Genomic DNA, 18,675 nt, shown 5'->3' with positions numbered 1-18,675 from the left:
CCTACACTTACTCTGAAGGTCTAATACTAATTTTTTAAATAAGTGATCTCAATATTGCGCAGGAGAAATGGCTTAGTTCAAGGCGTAATTTAAGCCTTTCGACGATTAACTTCGTTAATAGTCTATCGGAGAATTAATCAAACGATGTTAATGCTTTAATAGTTGTTTTATTTGCGAAAATTACAACGAAGGAATCAGTTATGTTAACAAGTAAAATAACTCAGTTACTTAGTGTGATTGGTATTAGTTTAACAAGTAAGCTAGATCAGTTAATTAATGTCATTGGGGTGATGGCTATAAAACTACGATTGGTTTTTTAAAAACAAAAAAAAGGCCCCGAGTTCTCACTCAAGGCCTTCAATAAATACATTTAACTGTTTAGTTAAAAGCTGAACGCTTGCGGTGCAATGCTTTGGTAATCTAAAGCCATCGCAATACTTAATGCTGTAATATTCACAATTGAAAATGCGAATACTCGACGTGCCCAACCAACGATATCAACATCACGACGGTAGCCACGTAAAGCCATTAGTAACCACCAGAAACTAGTGATACAAGCAACCGCCATAAAGGCTAAACCTGTAAAACCAGCAATAGGCAATAACATCACCACTAATGCATAGATTGCGATATAAATAACAATACGTTGCTTCGCTTTATCAATACCTTGTGATACTGGTAATACTGGTATATTCGCTGCTTGATAATCTTTAAAGCGGAAAATAGCAATCGCGTAAGAGTGTGGCATTTGCCACAAACTGAACATGACTAATAAAATAACCGCTGCCATATCAAACTGACCTGTCACTGCACAGTAACCCACAACAGGCGGCACTGCACCAGATAAACTACCAACAAAGGTACCGTACACAGATTTACGTTTCATATATAAGCTGTAAACAACAACATAGATGAAGTAACCAAACAAACCAGAAAGTACTGCTGCCGGCGTCGTATAGGCAATAAGCAGACCAAAACCTGCAATACCTAATACTACGCCGTGAGACAACGCACAGAATGCAGACATTTCGCCAGTGACGGTAACTCGCTTACGAGTACGTGCCATCACCACATCTATATCCCTATCAATCACGTTATTGATTGCACACCCCGATGCTATGATCAGTGATAAACCAATTAACGTGGCACACATTAACCATAGGTCTACATCACCACGCGAAGCAAGTAGAAAACCACCCGCTCCACTGATGAAGTTACCCATGATAATGCCAGGTTTAGTTACACTTAGATAACGACGAAACATCTCTAACCTCTTTTGAAAATACACTAGAATCTAGAAGTGCATCATCATTGCGTTTGATTCATAAATAATCCAAACAGACAAACCTACTACCATGACAATAATCAATGCACTAAATAGGAATGAGAAGCTATTTGCACGGCCATCTTCAGTAATAAAGTTTAGGTGTAAGAAGTATTTTAAATGCACCCAGATTTGAATAATCGCTAAAGTAACGATTGTCCAAATAGTAGTAATTTTAGAGTAATCACCACCCATTACCATGTAAAATGGGATAGCCGTTAAAATAACTGATAGCACAAAGCCAACTAAGTAACTTTTAACAGTACCGTGTGATTCATCATGATGTGTATCTTGACTCATTACATTGCCCCCATTAAGTAAACAACGGTAAATACGCAAATCCAAACGATGTCTAGGAAGTGCCAGAATAAGCTTAGGCAGCTTAAACGTGTTACCGTCGCTTTACCTAAACCACGACGAGCCACTTCAATCATCATAATAGTCATCCAGATTAAACCAGCTGTTACATGTAAACCATGTAAACCAACTAATGCAAAGAATGAGCTTAAGAAAGCACTGTGTTGTGGGCCATGACCATTAACGATCAAGTGATGGAATTCGTAGATTTCCATGCCGATGAACACTGCACCTAAACAAAACGTTACTAATAACCAGATTAATGTTAATGCTTTCTTCTGGCCTTGCGCTGCAATCATTGCAAAACCAAAAGTAATACTACTTAACAATAATGCTGCTGTTTCCACAGCAACAAAATCCAGTTCAAAAATGTCTTTACCTGACACTCCACCTGCTGTGTTCATAAACAACACAGCGTAGGTAGCAAAAAACGAGGCAAATAATAGACAATCCGTCATTAGGTATAACCAGAAACCAAATACGGTATCACCTGATGTATCATGATGATCATCATGTGTTGATGCAGCATCTACATTAGTAGATGCTAAATCTGCTGAAAGCGTACTCATGCTTTAACTCCTTCACGGCCACTTAAATTAAATGCTTTTTCAGTTTCAAGAATCTCATCTGGTTGTACATAGTAATCAACATCGTTGCAGTAACAGCGTTTAATAAACACCGCAATCGCACCAATTAGACCAGCACCTGCTAACCACCAGATATGCCAAACCATCGCAAAACAGAAAATAGTTAATGTAGCACCCATTAGGACACCCGCAGAGGTATTCTTAGGCATATGAATCGGGCTGTAGCTTTCTTTAGTAACGTAAGCTTGACCTTTTTCTTTCATATCTGTCCAAGCGTCAATATCATCAACGTGTGGAATGACAGCAAAGTTATACGCTTGTGGTGGTGACGTACTCGCCCACTCAAGTGTATGACCGTTCCATGGATCACCTGTTTTATCATCAAGCGCTTCACGGTCTCTAAAGCTCACGTATAGTTGAATCACTTGCGCAATAATACCGAACATAATAATGATCGCACCAACAGCAGCTAGGTATAACCAGAAGTTCCACTCAGGTGTATTAGTATGATTTAGACGACGAGTCATACCTAGGAAACCTAGTACGTATAACGGCATAAATGCTACGAAGAAACCAACAATCCAGCACCAGAAAGATACCTTGCCCCATTTTTCATTAAGCTTGAAGCCCATCGCTTTAGGGAACCAGAAAGCAAAACCAGCTAGGTAACCAAATACAGCACCACCGATAATTGTGTTATGGAAGTGAGCGATTAGGAATAAGCTGTTATGTAATACATAGTCAGCACCAGGAATAGCTAATAGTACGCCTGTCATACCACCGATAGTAAAGGTCACCATGAAACCAAGTGTCCATAATACTGGTACCGTGATACGTAAACGTCCGCGGTAGATGGTGAATAACCAGTTAAATAGTTTCACACCAGTTGGTACCGCAATAATCATGGTCATTACACCAAAGAAGGCATTAACGTTAGCACTTGATCCCATTGTAAAGAAGTGATGTAACCAAACGATGAAGCCTAAGATAGAAATAGCACCACTTGCGTAAATCATCGATTTGTAACCAAATAAACGTTTACCCGTAAATGTAGAGATAATTTCTGAGAATATACCAAATGCCGGTAATACTAGAATGTAAACTTCAGGATGACCCCATGCCCAGAACAGGTTGATGTACATCATTGAATTACCACCAAGATCATTGGTGAAGAAGTGGAAATCCATGTAACGGTCAAGTGTTAACATTGCTAATACAGCAGTTAAAATTGGGAATGAAGCAGCAATTAGGATGTTTGCCCAAGTACAAGTCCAAGTGAAAATAGGCATTTTCATTAAGGTCATACCAGGAGCACGCATTTTAAATACCGTCACTAGGAAGTTAACAGAAGTTAACAGTGTACCCAGTCCCGATATCTGCAAGGCCCAAATATAATAATCGACCCCCACCCCAGGGCTAAAGGTCAACTCCGAAAGCGGAGGATAAGCTACCCAACCTGTCTTAGCGAACTCACCAAATACCAGTGAAATGTTCATTAAGATCGCGCCACTTGCAGTTAGCCAGAAGCTTAAGTTGTTTAAGAATGGGAAAGCAACATCACGCGCACCAATCTGTAGTGGCAAGATGATGTTCATTAAACCAACCATGAATGGCATTGCCATAAAGATGATCATAATGACACCGTGTGCCGTAAAGATTTGGTCGTAATGCTCTGGCGGTAAATAGCCAGGCGAACCATTGGTTGCCAATGCTAATTGTGAACGCATCAAGATTGCATCACTGAAACCACGGAATAACATGATTAATGCAAGAATGATGTACATGATACCAAGGCGTTTGTGGTCAACTGAAGTGATCCAGTCACGCCATAATATGCCCCATTTTTTGTATTTTGTAATAAGCCCTAATAAAACGAGGCCACCTATAGCAATACCGATCATGGTCACCACAAGAATGGGATCATGAAGTGGAATTGCATCCATAGTTATTTTACCTAAAAACGACATGATTACTCCTCGCCTTGGGTGTGAGATGAATGCGCTGAATGATCCGAGTGTCCTGAATGATCTTTATGTTCACCCATTTTATGCTCCATACCTTTCATTTCAGAAATGTCATTTTTACCTGACATATGCACCATGAACTTCATCAGGATTGTGTGGAATAAATCGTCTTCAACATTACCGTAATAAGTAACAGGATGGTTTTCAGTAGGTTCAGCTAGTTCATAGTAACCATCTTTAGTTAATGTATTACCCTGAGCTTTAATATTACTTACCCAATCGTCAAAGTTCGCTTGCGTTGGTGTTGCAATAGCATTGAATTTCATTCCAGAGAAGCCTGCACCACTGTAGTTAGCTGAAATACCTTTGAACGTACCAGGTTCATCAGCAATCAAGTGCAATTTAGTTTGCATGCCAGCCATTGAATAAATTTGGCTGCCTAACTGTGGAATAAAGAATGAATTCATCGTGCTTTCTGATGTGATCTTAAACTCAACAGGTACATTAGCAGGGAACACTAATTCATTTACCGTAGCAATGCCTTGCTCAGGATAAATAAATAACCATTTCCAGTTTAATGACACCACCTCAACGGTAATGTGTTCACCTTTACCTTCAAGTGGTTTATATGGGTCTAAACGATGTGTTGATTCCCATGTGATGACACCTAAAACAAGAACGATTAAAATAGGCACAGCCCAAACGACAGCTTCAATCTTAGTAGAATGAGCCCATTTCGGTGCGTATATTTCATGAGTTCGGGAGTCTCTATATTTCCATGCAAAATATAAAGTCATTACGATGACGGGAATAACTACGAGCAACATAAGAACGGTAGCTATGATGATAAGATTTTTCTCATCGTAGCCGATCTGTCCTTTTGGATCGAGTACTCCGCCTTTACAGCCTGACAAGGTCAAGACTATGCTAGCTAAAGCTATATTACAAAGGTTACGAATTAACAATGGACCATCCTACTAATACCAATCCGTGTAACTATCTATGCAAGTGACTAGTAAAAATAAGTGAAAAATAAATCCTTTCACGCACTTTTATTACCTACTTTGACACATGTTAATTAAACGTATTGCTATAACCTAAAGTTAAAAGATGTTGTATCAAGTACTAAATACAACAGTATAAGATTATTCTCAAATACGTTTTCATCGCTGATAAAAAACATGAATGAAAACAATAAGAGAAAAGTAACTAAATGCGGCTAAATAACATTATAAAAATGAGTAACACCCATTTTTAAAATAACTATTTAACCTATACCTGAGGTGGTGCACGACAACCACGGGTATTAGTAACAATAAAGGTTTGCAATGTGTCACAAAAAGCAAAAGCTGCTTTTTGAGCAACCATCGCAGCACGATGTTTAGGAAAGAAATAGAAGATTAACCAACATAACCCGACTATTAAGTGGTTAGACAATATAGGGCTAGTGAAATAACCTACTGCATTAGCTGAAATAATATCAGGCAATGCGCCTTTCGCTAACAAACTGCTTATTTCACTTTTTTCTTCAACAATGCCTTGAAAAAGTATTGCTAAGTTCAAAAATAAAATAACCAATATTGAAAGTACGTTTCGTTCCATAAAAAAGTTTCGCGCACACGAAAAAAATCTACAGGTAATAGACAATAATTCCGTTTGCTGACGATACTGTAAACTCAAAGGTATAACCTTATTTGCTTTTATAAAACGAACTGGAAAGTAATGGCTACTTTACTTTTAGATTACTTAATATGATATAAGTCAAAAAAACAGCGGTAGTCATTAAATTTTCGCAAGTATATCAAAGTCACTCTAGGCAACAAGTAGAAAACACCTTCAGCACTAAATTAATTGTTAAATATTGAGATCATAAGCCTGCAAAATAACCACAAACAAATTAACAGCGTCTATACATAGCAAACCATTCTATCTATTTTCTCCCGTTAACAAGTGATAAGTGTTAACATTTATCTATAAATGTTCATTTTTTATAATAGTAATGCTGATCAAGTTTTTATGGGGTCATAAAGTGTATTTATCCCCACCACTATTATCGAAAATAACTATCCAAATAAGTAAATTTAAAAGGCAACAACATACATGAGTAAAGCGAATATCCAGTGGTTTCCTGGGCACATGCATAAAGCACATAAGCAAATTAAAGAAGTTTTACCTCAGGTGGATATCATTATAGAAGTGGTTGATGCACGTATTCCTTATAGTAGTGAAAATCCACTCATAGGTGCGATTCGTGAAAAGACACCTTGTATAAAAGTATTAAATAAAGCAGACCTTGCCGACCCAGCTATTACTGAAAAATGGATTGAATACTTAGAGCAAGATCAAGATATCAAAGCCATTGCGATTACTACTAGTAAACCTGAACAAGTACATCAAATCACCAAACTATGTGAACAAATGTTACCGCATCGTTTAGGCCAAGATAAACAGATTCGAGCCATGATCATGGGGATTCCAAATGTTGGGAAATCGACCATTATTAATATCTTAGCCGATAGAATCATCGCTAAAACAGGTAATGAACCAGCAGTCACTAAAAACCAACAGCGTATTCGTTTACCTAGTGGCATCATGCTTTCTGATACTCCAGGTTTTTTGTGGCCTAAAATTGAAAATGCCAATTCAGGCTATCGTTTAGCAGTTACAGGTGCCATTAAAGATACAGCCATAGAGTATGAAGATATTGCATATTACGCGGCAGAGTACCTTATTGAGCACTATCTACCGCGTTTACAGCAACGCTATGAATTTGATGATGTACCACAATCAGACCATGAGTTAATGGAATTAATTGCTAAACGTCGTGGAGCTTTGCGTGCAGGTGGGCATTTTGATATCTATAAGGTATCCACTATTTTATTAAATGAGTTACGTTCAGGCGCACTTGGCCCGTTAAGTATTGAAACACCTGAAATGGCAGCAGTTGAGAAAGTGGAAGTTGCAGAGCTGATGGCACTTCAAGCAGAAAATAAAATTGAGAAAAAAATCGAGAAGACGTAAATATAATAAAAGAAAGTAACCTTCTTCTATCCTTTAACTTTAAATAGTTTGTATTGGTACAAGTTATCATCAATACAAACTATAACTCATCTCTCAGTACAATCTCTTAAATAACAGACACAAAAAAGCCCACTTCAATGAGTGGGCTATTAAGTACTACTTACTTAAATGATTAGATAATTATTGAACGCCTAATTTCTCTAATGTCTCTAATGTTAATGCACCTTTGTTTAAGTTTTGATCTTCTTGGTATGCATTAACTGCAGCTCGTGTTTCTGCACCATAAACACCATCAACTTGACTAATGTTGTAGTCTTCAGCTTGTAATGCACGCTGTAGTTTTGAAACAACATCTTCAGTTGTATTTGTTTCACATAAAATCTCTTGCCATTTCAGGTAAGGTTCAGCTGTTTTAACGCTTGTGTCATAGGTCTCATATTCTGCAGGAATAGAGATTTTAGTCTCTTTCGCAGCTACATCTAACACACGTGTTTTAACCATTTTGCAAATTGCTGGGATTTTAACTTCTTCAGTTGTTGCTGGCGTATCTAACACGTTACTTGAAACGAGCTCATATACAGCTGGTGTCACGACCTCTTTCGTTGTTGCAGGTGTCACTAGCTCTTGTTTAGTCACTGTTTCATAGATAGCAGGTGTTACTACTTCTTTTGTTGTTGCTGGTGTAACTAATTCTTGTTTAGTAACAGTATCGTAAACAGCAGGTGTTTTGACTTCTTTAGATGTTGGTGCTGTATCTAATGCTTTTGTTTTCACCGTTTTGTAAACAGCCGGTGTTTTTACTTCTTTAGTGTAAGCATCTTGGTCTAATACTTTAGTCGTTACCGTTTTGTAAACCGCAGGTACTTCAACTAAACATAAGATCTCACCAGTAGCGTGGTCAACTTTTTCAATTTCACCACGCCCTTTTTTCCACTCGGTGTGAGCTGGAGAAACAAGGACTTGCTCAGAAACCATTTTGTAAGTTGCAGGCACTGTCACTAGCTCAGTTTTTTCTGGCTCAACCATAATACTTTCACTTACCGTTTTGTAAGTAGCAGGTACGGCAACAAGTGCAGTTTTCTCTGGTTCAACCATCACAGTTTCGGTGACCGTTTTATAAACCGCAGGTACCGCAACAAGTGCAGTTTTCTCTGGTTCAACCATGACACTTTCAGTCACTGTTTTGTAAACAGCTGGTACTGGCACCAATGTAATTTTTTCAGGTTCAACCATGATGTTTTCTGTTACTGTTTTGTAAGTAGCAGGAACAGGTACTAATTTAGAACTCGCTTCACGAATCGTTACTTTCTTTTCAACAACTTTATAAGTTGCAGGTGTCACTTCAATTCTAGACTGCGCTTCTTTAATTAAACGTTGCACAGGGTCAGTACGGTATTGAGCAGGCACTAATACTTTTGCATAACAATGCCCTAATTCAGCATTTGGCGGAATAAGAGAGTTAGCAACTGAAGCCTCATCATTTGCACCAGGAACCGAAGGTGAAGAACTTAATGCTGCAATTGTTGTGTTTTTCTCTTCGATTTGTTCATTCAGTTTTTGAATTTGTTGATCTTTAATTGCTAAAGCTTCATTAGATGAGTCTGATACTGAACACCCTGTTACAGTAAGCAAGACAGCGGCTGAAATAGCTGATACTTTGAAGTTATTATTCATTGTTTTTCCCTTTCGTTGAGTAATATCAAGTACCTTATCACAAAAATAACTTTTATTTGCCTATTTAATTCTCAGTTCGTGATATAGTTCATTAAATGTTTCAGAAATTATAAAAAGGAGTTTATTTTGAAAACACTAAAAACACTATTTACAACCTCTGTTCTAACACTAGCATTGGCTAGTAATGCCTTTGCACAAGATGGGGGTGAGGATTGCCCTGATTGTATAATGGTTCCTGATTTAAATGTCGAATTTAAAAACGACTCAACTGTATATATGAATGACGCTGAAAAAACGGAAATCGCCGAGTTCGCAACTTTCTTAAAAGAAACTGACTTATATGCAGTAATCGAAGGCCATACCAGCAAATTTGCAACAGCCACTTATAACTTACAACTATCTTCTGATAGAGCTGTAAAAATAAGAGCTGAGTTAATTAAGTTAGGTGTAAAACCTGCACAAGTCAAAGCGATTGGATTTGGTGAAAGCTCTCCATTGTATGATAACAACACAGAAATTGGTGCTCAGAAGAACCGTCGTGTTATTGCTGAAGTATTTAATGATGCCGTTGAATTAGCTGAATATGTTTCTTCAGAAAGAAGCCGTATCGCAGAGATAAAATACAAAGAGCAATAAGATTTCATCTCATCGTTTATTACCGTTAATCAAATTATTGTAACAGTAAACTAACGAGATGCCATAATTAACCACTATCTATTCTGATAGTGGTTACCACTCTCTCTATTGTATTACAATTTCGAAATATATCCTTCCATTTGATACGTATTTACCTTAAACCTACAAAAATATGATTATTTATTCATTTTAAGCCCAAAAATATCTATTGCTTTGAAGATCTCTGCTATAGTCAACTATTAGCAAATAGATTTGTATATATAGGCTCAAAGCGTAAAAGGAATTATTGAGTGCTTAAAAATATCAAAATATTAATTTCCTTTTTGGTGCTTCTTAGCCACTTCTCACATTCAGAAGAGTTAAAACAGATAACACTAAAAACATCTTGGTTTGAACAATTTCAATTTGCAGGTTATTACATGGCAAAAGAGAAAGGGTTTTACAATCAAGAGGGGCTTTCTGTATCCATAAAACCTTTCACCATAGCAAGCCAACCGGACACAGTTAAACAAATACTCACGGGAGAATTAGACTTTGCCGTTGGCAAAGAAAACCTCATCCTAGAAAAAGCAAAACATAAAAAAATCGTGGTTATGTATGCTTTATTCCAATCAAGTCCATTAACCTTGCTCTCTACAAAGTCCTCAAACATAAATACATTTGCGGATTTCCCTGGCAAACGGATCATGACGAGTGTTGCAGACGCTAAACAGATCTCAATTAAAGCGATGCTTAATGCTAATCATTTAAAACTAACTGATCTAGAACAAATCCCTCACTCACATAATATCAACGACTTAATCAACAAAAAAACCGATATTATGTCTGCTTATATTTCTAAAGCCCCTTTTGATTTACAAAATAAAGGCGTGGAATTTAATATATTCTCACCACAATATGATGGTTTTGACCTATACAGTGACTACTTATATACCAGTGAAGATTTTATTGCTAACGACATAACTTCTACCAAAGCCTTTAGAAAGGCCTCGTTAAAAGGCTGGGAATATGCTTTTGCACATATAGATGAAACAGTAAAAGTGATACTCGAGAAATATAACGAGCAAAATTTAAGTAAAGAAGCGCTCACTTTTGAAGCAGTTGCATTAAAGAAGCTTGCCTATTTAAACACCGATAAAATAGGTGTTGTTGATAAAACAAAAATACAAAAAAGCTTTGATCTATATAAAGTATTAGGGATTAATGAAGGAACGATTAATTACGAAAGATTCATTTATGACGAACAAAACCCGTATATTTTCTTCACTCCTGCTGAACAAGCCTATTTACAACAAAAGCAAAAAATAACAATTTGTGTCGATCCAAACTGGCTGCCCTTTGAAGGTTTAGATGGCCATGGTCACCATATAGGTACCAACAAAGTATTTATTGATACTTTTAGAGAGCAACTACCTATTCCACTTGAAGTCATTCCTACAGAAAACTGGCTTGAGTCTGTGGAGCTGGCAAAACAAAGAACCTGCGACCTATTGTCATTAGCAGCAGAAACAGAAGAGAGAAAAGCTTATCTTAATTTTACTTCCCCTATTTAGTGTTTCCACGTGTACTCGTTACTAAGTACCACGTTCCTTTTGTTAATAATTTTAACTTATTAGCAAATAAAAGAATTGCGATGGTGAAAGGATATGCTCAACAAGACTTTATACGAAAGAACTACCCAAATATTATAATCGTGGATGTTGATGATGTAAAAAGTGGCTTAAAAAAAGTCGCAGATGGGGAAATTTACGGTTTTATCGATGGCTTAGATGCCGTGACTTACTTTTTAAAAGAGCACTTTTTAGGACAACTTAAAGTCAGTGGCAAGTTTGATCAAAGAAGAGAGTTAGGCATTGGGGTGAGGAGTGATCAGCCTGCTTTGCTCACTATAATGGATAAGTTAGTACATAATTTATCACAAGAAAAAATAGCCACAGTGATCGACAGTAATAATTCAATCAAATATATAGAGACGTTTGATTACAGGTTACTTGGTTGGGCAGCTCTACTTATTGTCTTGATCGTCGCATGTTTTTGGTATCGTCAGAATATACTAAATAAACTAAACAAAAACTTGAATGCTCAAATTGAAGAAAAAACCAAAGCATTAAGAGAGTTAAATGAAAGCTTAGAATTAAAAATTAAAGAAAGGACTGAAAAAATTGAGCACTCCAAAGAGCTACTTCGCGATGTGGCTTATAAAGACAATTTAACTGATACCTTTAATCGTCACTATTTGATTGAACAATCGCGGTTATTTTTTAAAACCGCACAAGAACTTAATGAACCTTTATCAGTATTGCTCATTGATATAGACCACTTCAAGAAAGTGAATGATGACTTTGGGCATATTACAGGGGATAAAATTCTAAAATACTTTGTAAAATGCATACAGGAAGCATTACGTGTGGATGATTTATTTGCCCGTTATGGCGGAGAAGAGTTTGTTATTTTACTACCGAAAGCAGGTTTGGAGGAAAGTATCACAGTTGCCGAGAAGTTACGTAGTAAAATAGAGAAGCACCCCTACCTTTCTAATAGACTAAACTGTTATATCAACGTAACGATAAGTATCGGAGTGAGTGAATATGCAATAGACGACACATTAGAAAGCTTAATTGAAAAAGCTGATATCGCTTTATACAAAGCCAAAGAGAAAGGTAGAAACCAGGTACAGTCAAATATTTAAGACTATTGATGTGAATGATAAAATGAATTATTTTCCCACGGCAATATTTTGCAGCGGGAAAGGTTTATGCCGCAAAGGACAGCCTATTGGCAAAAAATATTTCCACCGACTCCCAAACAGAGACACTAGCAAACTCTAAAATACTAAACACTAACCAACAATAAGGATCATGTTCGTACCATCTTAATCCAGCCGAATCGAGTCTAAATTCGTTCGCTTTTTCATCGCTTAATAAACTCGGATCCTGTTGCTCTACTAAATCAATAATTTCTTTTAAAATGGGCTCCCTAACTTCAGGCTCCATCTCTTTAAATCGATCCAGTCCTTTGCCCAATTGAGGACGTTTGTCATACCATCTACTCATAAATTCTACTACTTTATAATAATTAAGGTTTTCAATCTTTTTATAAAAAGATCAAACATCTGAACATTAAAGTCATATAAAGTTTATTATTATTTTACATATAACATTTAACAACAAAAAGATATTACACCAAAGGGTAGTTAATTTCATTATTTAAGCGAGGATTAATACTTGAACCTTAATTTGTGATAAATAACTAGATGAATATATTAAAAACACACACTGCTAAGTACTTAATATCGCTTATTTTTTAGCTGGCCTTGCTCTTTTTTTATAACTGCTAGTAGTGGACTTACTTGTTGTACGCTTTTTAAATCTTTTTGCCGCACTTGCAGGGCTGCTTGGCAAATTAACCAATGCTTGTGGTCCATCAGCGATCGCCTTAACAATAATCGCATCAAGTTTAGCTAACAAAGGTGATACAAAGCCTTGATAATTTTGCTGCTTGAGACTTATCGCATTTAATTGCATTTCCCATAACGCGGTCATATCAGGTAACGTTAAACTATCCGGTAAGCTTTCAATGAGCTTACGCCCTACTTCTGTCGCTTGAATAGTTTTACCAACGCGTTGTAAAAACTGCCTTTTAAATAAAAGCTCAATGATCCCAGCCCTTGTTGCTTCCGTGCCTAAACCATCTGTATCTTTTAACACTTTTTTAAGCTCTGGATCTTGTACAAAACGGGCAATATTACTCATTGCTGCAAGTAAAGTCGCATCGGTAAAATACGCTGGAGGCTGAGTATTTTTATCAATAACTTCCCCTCGCTCACAGTGTAAAATCTGCCCTTTTGTTAACTGCGGTAAAAAGCTTTCCGATTCTTTTTGTAGAAACAGAATTTTCCAGCCGTCACTTATTTTAGACTTCGCTTTACTGACAAATAAGCCCTGATTAATCTCGATTTCAGCAATACACTCTGCATAACAATAATCATCATAAAACTGACATAAATATTGACGAGCCACTAACTGATAAATATTTTTGCTTATATTATCTAATGAGCTGCTCAGTTTTTTACTATCTGTTGGAATAATCGCATGATGGGCATCTACTTTACTGTCATTCCATGCTCTGCCTTTAATTGATAAATTAGCGCCTTCAACGGCCTGCTTCATCTCTGTATCATTATGCTTAATAGCCAGGCTAATTGCTTTAGCTTGGTGATGATGATTACGCGGTAAATAACGTGAATCAGAACGCGGATAAGTGATCAGTTTATGTCGTTCATATAATGCCTGTGCTGCATCTAAAACCTGTTGTGCACTATAACCAAATCGTTTGGCTGCATCAATTTGTAAGCTTGATAAGTTATAAGGTAATGGTGCTATCTGTTTTTTCTGTTTATTAACAAAACTCAACACCTTTGATGGTTGGTTAGTAATACGTGCTGCCACATTTTCGGCTAAGCCTTTAACTAGTACTCGACCTTCACTATCTTGATATGGCGCACAGGCATCACTAGGCTTCCACTTAGCGGTAAAGTTTTCTCCAGCCTCTGTATTACAATGAGCTAACACTTCATAAAAAGGTTTACTTATAAATTGCTGTATCTCTTGGTCACGTTTAGCGACCAAACCTAACAGTGGTGTTTGAACACGCCCCACTGAGATAACCCCTTTATAACCAGATTTTTGTGCCAACAAGGTATAAGCACGTGTTAGATTTAATCCGTATAGCCAATCTGCACGAGTACGTGCTAATGCGGATGTTGAGAGCGGAATAAATTCTTGATTAGAGCGTAATGACTGTAATGACCGCTTCACGGCATTGACGGTTAAATCACTGATCAAACAACGTTCAACTTGCTGCAATTTAGCGCCTTTTACACCACTAAAATGGATAACTTCATCAACGAGTAACTGCCCTTCCCTATCGGGATCACCCACATGCACTAATTGATCTGCTTGTTTAATCAGTTTTTTTAATATGCTCAGCTGTTTACTGGTTTTAGGGACTGATTTTAATTTCCACTGTTCAGGTATAATAGGGAGGTGTTCGAACTTCCACTGCTTAAAACTAGGGTCATAAGCTTCGGGATCCACTTGTGTTAAAAGGTGTCCGATACACCAACTAACAACATCTCCATTGCCCGTATAAATACAACCGTCTGCTTTACGATGTGGTTTAGGCAATGCATCGGCAACGGCTCGCCCTAAGCTTGGTTTTTCGGCAATATATAACTTCAACGTGGACTCCAACTGTTTTTATAGACAGTATTTTATATGCTGCAATAATTCAAGTCCATCGCGCTTTATTTGCAACTAAATTAACCAATAGTGGTCTATTTTTCAGTATAGATCGCATCTAAGTCTGTTAGTTAACAATAGCGCTTCGATTGTTAATGAAGTTATTAAACAAAGTGTAGGTTGAATCGTCTGAAGTAAAAAATTCATAGCTCAATGTTTGACTAATTAACCTGCCTTTTATAATACTGATGCTCAATAAAATTACTCATGACAGTGTACAGGAAATATTTATGACCCATTCTACGATCAAAAATGCAGCTCTATCTGCAGCAGCCCTTTTACTCCTTAGCGCGTGTAATGATCAACAGCAAACCACCAGCGAACCAACTGTGGTAGAAACTGAGCAAGAAAGTGCAGCCCAAAATAATATAGAAAAACCAACCTTATTAGAAAGAGCCACTGCAGATGCCGCTAAAGAAAGAGAAACAAATAAAGATTCCTCTTGGGATAATGTGAAAAAATCCAGTGAAGAAATTTGGGATAAAAGCAAAAAAACTAGCCAAGAGGCACTTAGTTTAAGTATTGAATCAGGTAAAGATGCATGGCAAAAAAGCAAAGAAACTAGTTTAGAAGCTTGGGAAGGTGGTAAAGAAAAAACACAAGCACTCTGGGAAGATGGTAAAGAAACCAGTCAAGATTTATGGGAGAACGGTAAAAGCACTAGTGAATCTCTCTGGCAAGATAGCAAACAAAAAAGCAAAGACCTGTGGGATGAAAATAGCCAAAAGCTGAATGGTTTATTTGAAGAGTCAGACCAACCAGATGCATTTGAAAATGCCAATAAGGCTTTTGAAGCAGATGAAATTTAATCTTCTCTGCTTATTACTGATTAGTATAATTGAATAACTGGATATAAATAAACGCTTACGCCTATTATGTTTAAAAAGGTCATTATATAAAAATAACGCCGAAAGGGCTTTTTAGTGGTTTTATGGTTAAACAGCATTTGCCCAAGCACACTACTGGGCCAACTACAGCAAAGTGCTAAACCATAAAAATGTTTCTGGGGTTCTTTGGCAATGTTTAATCGCAGCCAACTTACCCATTCCATAAAAAATAAAACGAAGTAAATTAATAACCACTAAATAAGCCAGCAACCAACTAGGCAGTCATTGCATAGACTGAGCATAAAAAACACCCAGCCCATATAAAATGGCGAGCATTACCTACAATTACTTACCTAACTTACCCACCAATGCAATCAGCGATGCTTGAAGTTGTTTGTTAACGACTTTATTCGTCACAATATCAAAAACATCAAAAAAGTTAGGTACTGATAGCTCTCCTTTTACATCGGCGGCAAAATAAGTCGCAGACCCTGAGGCAGAAGTCAGAACCGACGCTGCACCACTAGGACCTGGCGACGTAGCTAACATCAACATAGGAGTATCTTGATACACCTTCATATCAATACGTGAAGTCCAATCAAAGAGGTTTTTATAAGCAGCAGTGTAAGACCCATTATGCTCTGCAAATGAGATGATAATTGCGTCAGCTTCTGTGATCTTATCGTAAAAATCCAGTGCTTGTTGTGGTTTACCTAATTTAACTTCACGTTGAATACTGTAGATTGGCATCTCATAATCATTGATATCCAGTAACTCTACTTCAGCGTCTGTAATTAGACTGGCAGTGTATGCAGCTAACTTTTGATTAATTGAATTTTCAGAATTACTGGCGGCAAATGCTAATACTTTCATATTGATTCCCTTGTTACTTGAATGACAATAAATTCTGGTTTAATCGTTCTTTTAGTTATTACGACATAATGGGTAAAATCACTAAAAGAGTCACAGAATTTACCTTTGTGTCTCAGTGCATATTTATAGTTAATATTCACGTTATGTTAATGATTCTTAAACGTTAACCTTTGAAAGCATTTTAGCACCTTCATTCCAGATCATTCAATGACGATAATTGATATCATTTCCACAGCATGTAAACTTTTCAATCCACGTCACTTATATGAAGTTTTACTAAAAATAGGTGAAAAAAAGGTTGATGTAATCATCAACCTTTTTATGACAGAAAATATAAGCGAAAGATGCCCAGATTAGTTCTGTACTACTTTAAAAAACATAGAGAATCACTTCTCTGCAAAGATAAAATATCTTTAGCTATCTAGGTAATCCAAATCGTCGTAATCATCACCTAATAGCTCTTTTAAACGTTTTCTTTCTTTAATTTCTTCAATACTACGGCGTACTTTGCCTCGCTTTCTGTCGTTCATTAATGCTTGTTTCTTTTTCACTGATGAGTTGTCCTCATTCCAGTCATCTTCAGAAAAAAGTCAACCATATCTTGTGTGTCGTCTTCAGTTTGTAGAGAGTTTCTATTACTATTTGCCATTTTAGTTCTCCAATCATGACAGTATTGCTGAGCCGATTATCGGCTTATATAACTACAAAAATTAATATTTAAATTGTGTGGTATGGGTGACTTTATTCGGATTTAAATAAATAACCATACACTCTCTTTTTAACTCATTATTCGAAAAATTCAATATAAATATTCAAAATAAATTAACTAAAATATTTTTTATTAAAAAATATGCGATTAGTGCATTATTTTAATACAGATTTAAATTATACCCAGCTAAGTGGTCGGACATATTAAACACATTGATTCATAACAGAGAATATACAATTACCCAATAAGCGGTTACATTAACCACTTATTTTTAAGACGAGAAAAAGGGTGAATATGCAATTTTCAACGTTAGGTAGCAGTGGTGAATCAGTTTCGCGTGTTTGTTTAGGCAGTATGACGTGGGGGTTACAAAATAATCAGCAGGATGCAGACCAACAAATTGCCTATGCTTTAGCACAAAACATCAACTTTATTGATACGGCAGAGATGTACGCGGTCCCACCTTCAGCAGATACTTATGGTAAAACTGAATCCATCATCGGTCATTATTTAAAAAATAACCCAAATCAACGCCAAGATATTATCCTCGCCTCTAAAATTGCAGGCCCAGGCTTACCCTGGGTAAGAGATGGTGGTCTTATCACAGGAGAAGCTGTAATTAGCTCTGTAGAGGCTTCTTTAAAGCGCTTACAGACCGATTATATAGATCTTTATCAACTACACTGGCCAAATCGTCAATCGCCGCACTTTGGTCGTCATCAACCAAACCACTTTAAATTCTCTGACAGTGATGCAAACGAGCAGACTGAGTCTATGCTTGACGTATTACAAGGTTTAGAAAAGTGTGTTAAAGCGGGCAAAATTCGTCATTGTGGTTTATCCGATGATACCCCTTGGGGCATTAATACTTTCTTAAAATTAAGTGAGCAACATAATTTACCGCGCATGGTCTCGATTCAAAATGAATTTAACTTATTGCATGCCAAAGATTGGCCTTACTTGATTGAAAATTGTGTGCATGAAGATATTGCTTATTTACCTTGGTCACCCTTAGCAACCGGTATGTTAAGTGGCAAGTACTTGAATGGTGAACGCCCTGAAGGAAGCCGTTGGACATTACAACAACGTAACGGTTTATACCGCGATACTGAAACCAGTAAACAAGCCATTAAAGCTTATCAAGAGATTGCCACAGCGAACGGGATCACTGCTGCACAGTTAGCATTAAAATGGTGCGATCAAGTTGATGGAGTAACGTCAACTATTATTGGGGCAACAACAATGGCACAATTAAAAGAGAACATTGATGCCTTTAAAGATTCACTTTCTGAGCAAGCATTGTCAGATATTAGTGCCGTGATCAAACAATACCCTGCGCCTTATTAATCTATTTAATAACAACGCAATTTAAGCACAATGTAATCGCCGAACTGCTCGCAGTC

Annotated in this window: 17 protein-coding genes and 1 pseudogene; 6 read left to right on the top strand and 12 right to left on the bottom strand. The window is 36.9% G+C overall.

The window, feature by feature from the left end; translation table 11 throughout:
- Positions 1–382: 382 nt before the first annotated feature.
- The 6 genes from cyoE to ACLKL2_RS18450 form a co-directional block, all read right to left on the bottom strand.
- Positions 383–1,264, bottom strand: coding sequence for a heme o synthase (cyoE, locus tag ACLKL2_RS18475; protein ID WP_113817850.1), 882 nt, complete (start codon positions 1,262–1,264; stop codon positions 383–385).
- Between the two features lie 30 nt (positions 1,265–1,294).
- Positions 1,295–1,624 carry a cytochrome o ubiquinol oxidase subunit IV gene (cyoD, locus tag ACLKL2_RS18470; RefSeq protein WP_113817851.1) on the bottom strand — a complete coding sequence of 110 codons (330 nt, stop codon included), beginning with the start codon at positions 1,622–1,624 and terminating at the stop codon, positions 1,295–1,297.
- Entirely contained in the window at positions 1,624–2,250 is a 627-nt protein-coding gene (gene cyoC, locus ACLKL2_RS18465) for a cytochrome o ubiquinol oxidase subunit III (RefSeq protein ID WP_413692742.1), read from the bottom strand. Before cyoC ends, cyoD begins: the two co-directional genes overlap by 1 nt.
- On the bottom strand, positions 2,247–4,235 hold the full coding sequence (gene cyoB / locus ACLKL2_RS18460; RefSeq protein WP_113817853.1) for a cytochrome o ubiquinol oxidase subunit I: 1,989 nt from the start codon (positions 4,233–4,235) through the stop codon (positions 2,247–2,249). Before cyoB ends, cyoC begins: the two co-directional genes overlap by 4 nt.
- Before the next feature lie 2 nt (positions 4,236–4,237).
- A complete protein-coding gene (cyoA, locus tag ACLKL2_RS18455; RefSeq protein ID WP_113817854.1) occupies positions 4,238–5,197 on the bottom strand; it encodes a ubiquinol oxidase subunit II in 960 nt (319 codons plus the stop codon).
- Between the two features lie 307 nt (positions 5,198–5,504).
- Positions 5,505–5,795 carry a hypothetical protein gene (locus ACLKL2_RS18450; protein ID WP_413692741.1) on the bottom strand — a complete coding sequence of 97 codons (291 nt, stop codon included), beginning with the start codon at positions 5,793–5,795 and terminating at the stop codon, positions 5,505–5,507.
- Between the two features lie 537 nt (positions 5,796–6,332).
- Here ACLKL2_RS18450 and ylqF point away from each other — a divergent pair.
- A complete protein-coding gene (ylqF, locus tag ACLKL2_RS18445; RefSeq protein WP_413692740.1) occupies positions 6,333–7,253 on the top strand; it encodes a ribosome biogenesis GTPase YlqF in 921 nt (306 codons plus the stop codon).
- A 180-nt stretch (positions 7,254–7,433) separates the two neighbouring features.
- Here ylqF and ACLKL2_RS18440 read toward each other — a convergent pair whose 3' ends face one another.
- A complete protein-coding gene (locus ACLKL2_RS18440; RefSeq protein WP_413692739.1) occupies positions 7,434–8,927 on the bottom strand; it encodes a peptidoglycan-binding domain-containing protein in 1,494 nt (497 codons plus the stop codon).
- Between the two features lie 126 nt (positions 8,928–9,053).
- Here ACLKL2_RS18440 and ACLKL2_RS18435 point away from each other — a divergent pair, with 126 nt between their 5' ends.
- From ACLKL2_RS18435 to ACLKL2_RS18425, 3 genes are all read left to right on the top strand, one after another.
- Positions 9,054–9,563, top strand: coding sequence for an OmpA family protein (locus ACLKL2_RS18435; protein ID WP_113817858.1), 510 nt, complete (start codon positions 9,054–9,056; stop codon positions 9,561–9,563).
- Between the two features lie 290 nt (positions 9,564–9,853).
- On the top strand, positions 9,854–11,116 hold the full coding sequence (locus ACLKL2_RS18430) for an ABC transporter substrate-binding protein (RefSeq protein ID WP_413692738.1): 1,263 nt from the start codon (positions 9,854–9,856) through the stop codon (positions 11,114–11,116).
- A gap of 80 nt (positions 11,117–11,196) precedes the next feature.
- Positions 11,197–12,252, top strand: coding sequence for a transporter substrate-binding domain-containing diguanylate cyclase (locus ACLKL2_RS18425; protein ID WP_413692737.1), 1,056 nt, complete (start codon positions 11,197–11,199; stop codon positions 12,250–12,252).
- A 64-nt stretch (positions 12,253–12,316) separates the two neighbouring features.
- Here the strand turns inward: ACLKL2_RS18425 and ACLKL2_RS18420 are convergent, their stop codons facing one another.
- Together ACLKL2_RS18420 and ACLKL2_RS18415 are read right to left on the bottom strand one after the other, a co-directional pair.
- Positions 12,317–12,616, bottom strand: a complete 300-nt coding sequence (locus ACLKL2_RS18420) for a hypothetical protein (protein WP_113817860.1) — start codon at positions 12,614–12,616, stop codon at positions 12,317–12,319.
- 243 nt (positions 12,617–12,859) lie between these two features.
- The gene (locus ACLKL2_RS18415) at positions 12,860–14,803 is read right to left on the bottom strand and encodes a DNA topoisomerase III (protein ID WP_413692736.1); all 1,944 of its coding nucleotides are present in this window, start codon (positions 14,801–14,803) and stop codon (positions 12,860–12,862) included.
- Between the two features lie 290 nt (positions 14,804–15,093).
- On the opposite strand from ACLKL2_RS18415, the gene ACLKL2_RS18410 reads away from it, so the two are divergent.
- Entirely contained in the window at positions 15,094–15,672 is a 579-nt protein-coding gene (locus tag ACLKL2_RS18410) for a hypothetical protein (protein ID WP_413692735.1), read from the top strand.
- A gap of 20 nt (positions 15,673–15,692) precedes the next feature.
- On the opposite strand, the gene ACLKL2_RS18405 is transcribed toward ACLKL2_RS18410, so the two are convergent.
- The 3 genes and pseudogenes from ACLKL2_RS18405 to ACLKL2_RS18395 form a co-directional block, all read right to left on the bottom strand.
- Entirely contained in the window at positions 15,693–15,914 is a 222-nt protein-coding gene (locus tag ACLKL2_RS18405) for a DUF1294 domain-containing protein (protein WP_413692734.1), read from the bottom strand.
- A gap of 121 nt (positions 15,915–16,035) precedes the next feature.
- Positions 16,036–16,563 (bottom strand): NADPH-dependent FMN reductase, encoded by a 528-nt coding sequence (locus tag ACLKL2_RS18400; protein WP_413692733.1) that lies wholly within the window; start codon positions 16,561–16,563, stop codon positions 16,036–16,038.
- A 413-nt stretch (positions 16,564–16,976) separates the two neighbouring features.
- Positions 16,977–17,135, bottom strand: a pseudogene (locus ACLKL2_RS18395) (PA3496 family putative envelope integrity protein); the annotation flags it as partial.
- Between the two features lie 431 nt (positions 17,136–17,566).
- On the opposite strand from ACLKL2_RS18395, the gene ACLKL2_RS18390 reads away from it, so the two are divergent.
- Positions 17,567–18,619, top strand: coding sequence for an aldo/keto reductase (locus tag ACLKL2_RS18390; RefSeq protein ID WP_413692732.1), 1,053 nt, complete (start codon positions 17,567–17,569; stop codon positions 18,617–18,619).
- Positions 18,620–18,675 lie beyond the last annotated feature (56 nt).

Origin of the sequence: Psychromonas sp. KJ10-2, assembly GCF_047323255.1 — a bacterium.
GTDB lineage: Bacteria > Pseudomonadota > Gammaproteobacteria > Enterobacterales > Psychromonadaceae > Psychromonas.
This window is presented reverse-complemented; position numbering and strand designations above follow the sequence as displayed.

Bases quoted from the DNA above. Each gene is read 5' to 3' on its own strand.
- cyoE (WP_113817850.1), bottom strand. From the start codon at position 1,264: ATGTTTCGTCGTTATCTAAGTGTAACTAAACCTGGCATTATCATGGGT.
- cyoD (WP_113817851.1), bottom strand. From the start codon at position 1,624: ATGAGTCAAGATACACATCATGATGAATCACACGGTACTGTTAAAAGT.
- cyoC (WP_413692742.1), bottom strand. From the start codon at position 2,250: ATGAGTACGCTTTCAGCAGATTTAGCATCTACTAATGTAGATGCTGCA.
- cyoB (WP_113817853.1), bottom strand. From the start codon at position 4,235: ATGTCGTTTTTAGGTAAAATAACTATGGATGCAATTCCACTTCATGAT.
- ylqF (WP_413692740.1), top strand. From the start codon at position 6,333: ATGAGTAAAGCGAATATCCAGTGGTTTCCTGGGCACATGCATAAAGCA.
- ACLKL2_RS18440 (WP_413692739.1), bottom strand. From the start codon at position 8,927: ATGAATAATAACTTCAAAGTATCAGCTATTTCAGCCGCTGTCTTGCTT.
- ACLKL2_RS18425 (WP_413692737.1), top strand. From the start codon at position 11,197: ATGGTGAAAGGATATGCTCAACAAGACTTTATACGAAAGAACTACCCA.
- ACLKL2_RS18420 (WP_113817860.1), bottom strand. From the start codon at position 12,616: ATGAGTAGATGGTATGACAAACGTCCTCAATTGGGCAAAGGACTGGAT.
- ACLKL2_RS18410 (WP_413692735.1), top strand. From the start codon at position 15,094: ATGACCCATTCTACGATCAAAAATGCAGCTCTATCTGCAGCAGCCCTT.
- ACLKL2_RS18405 (WP_413692734.1), bottom strand. From the start codon at position 15,914: ATGGAATGGGTAAGTTGGCTGCGATTAAACATTGCCAAAGAACCCCAG.
- ACLKL2_RS18400 (WP_413692733.1), bottom strand. From the start codon at position 16,563: ATGAAAGTATTAGCATTTGCCGCCAGTAATTCTGAAAATTCAATTAAT.
- ACLKL2_RS18390 (WP_413692732.1), top strand. From the start codon at position 17,567: ATGCAATTTTCAACGTTAGGTAGCAGTGGTGAATCAGTTTCGCGTGTT.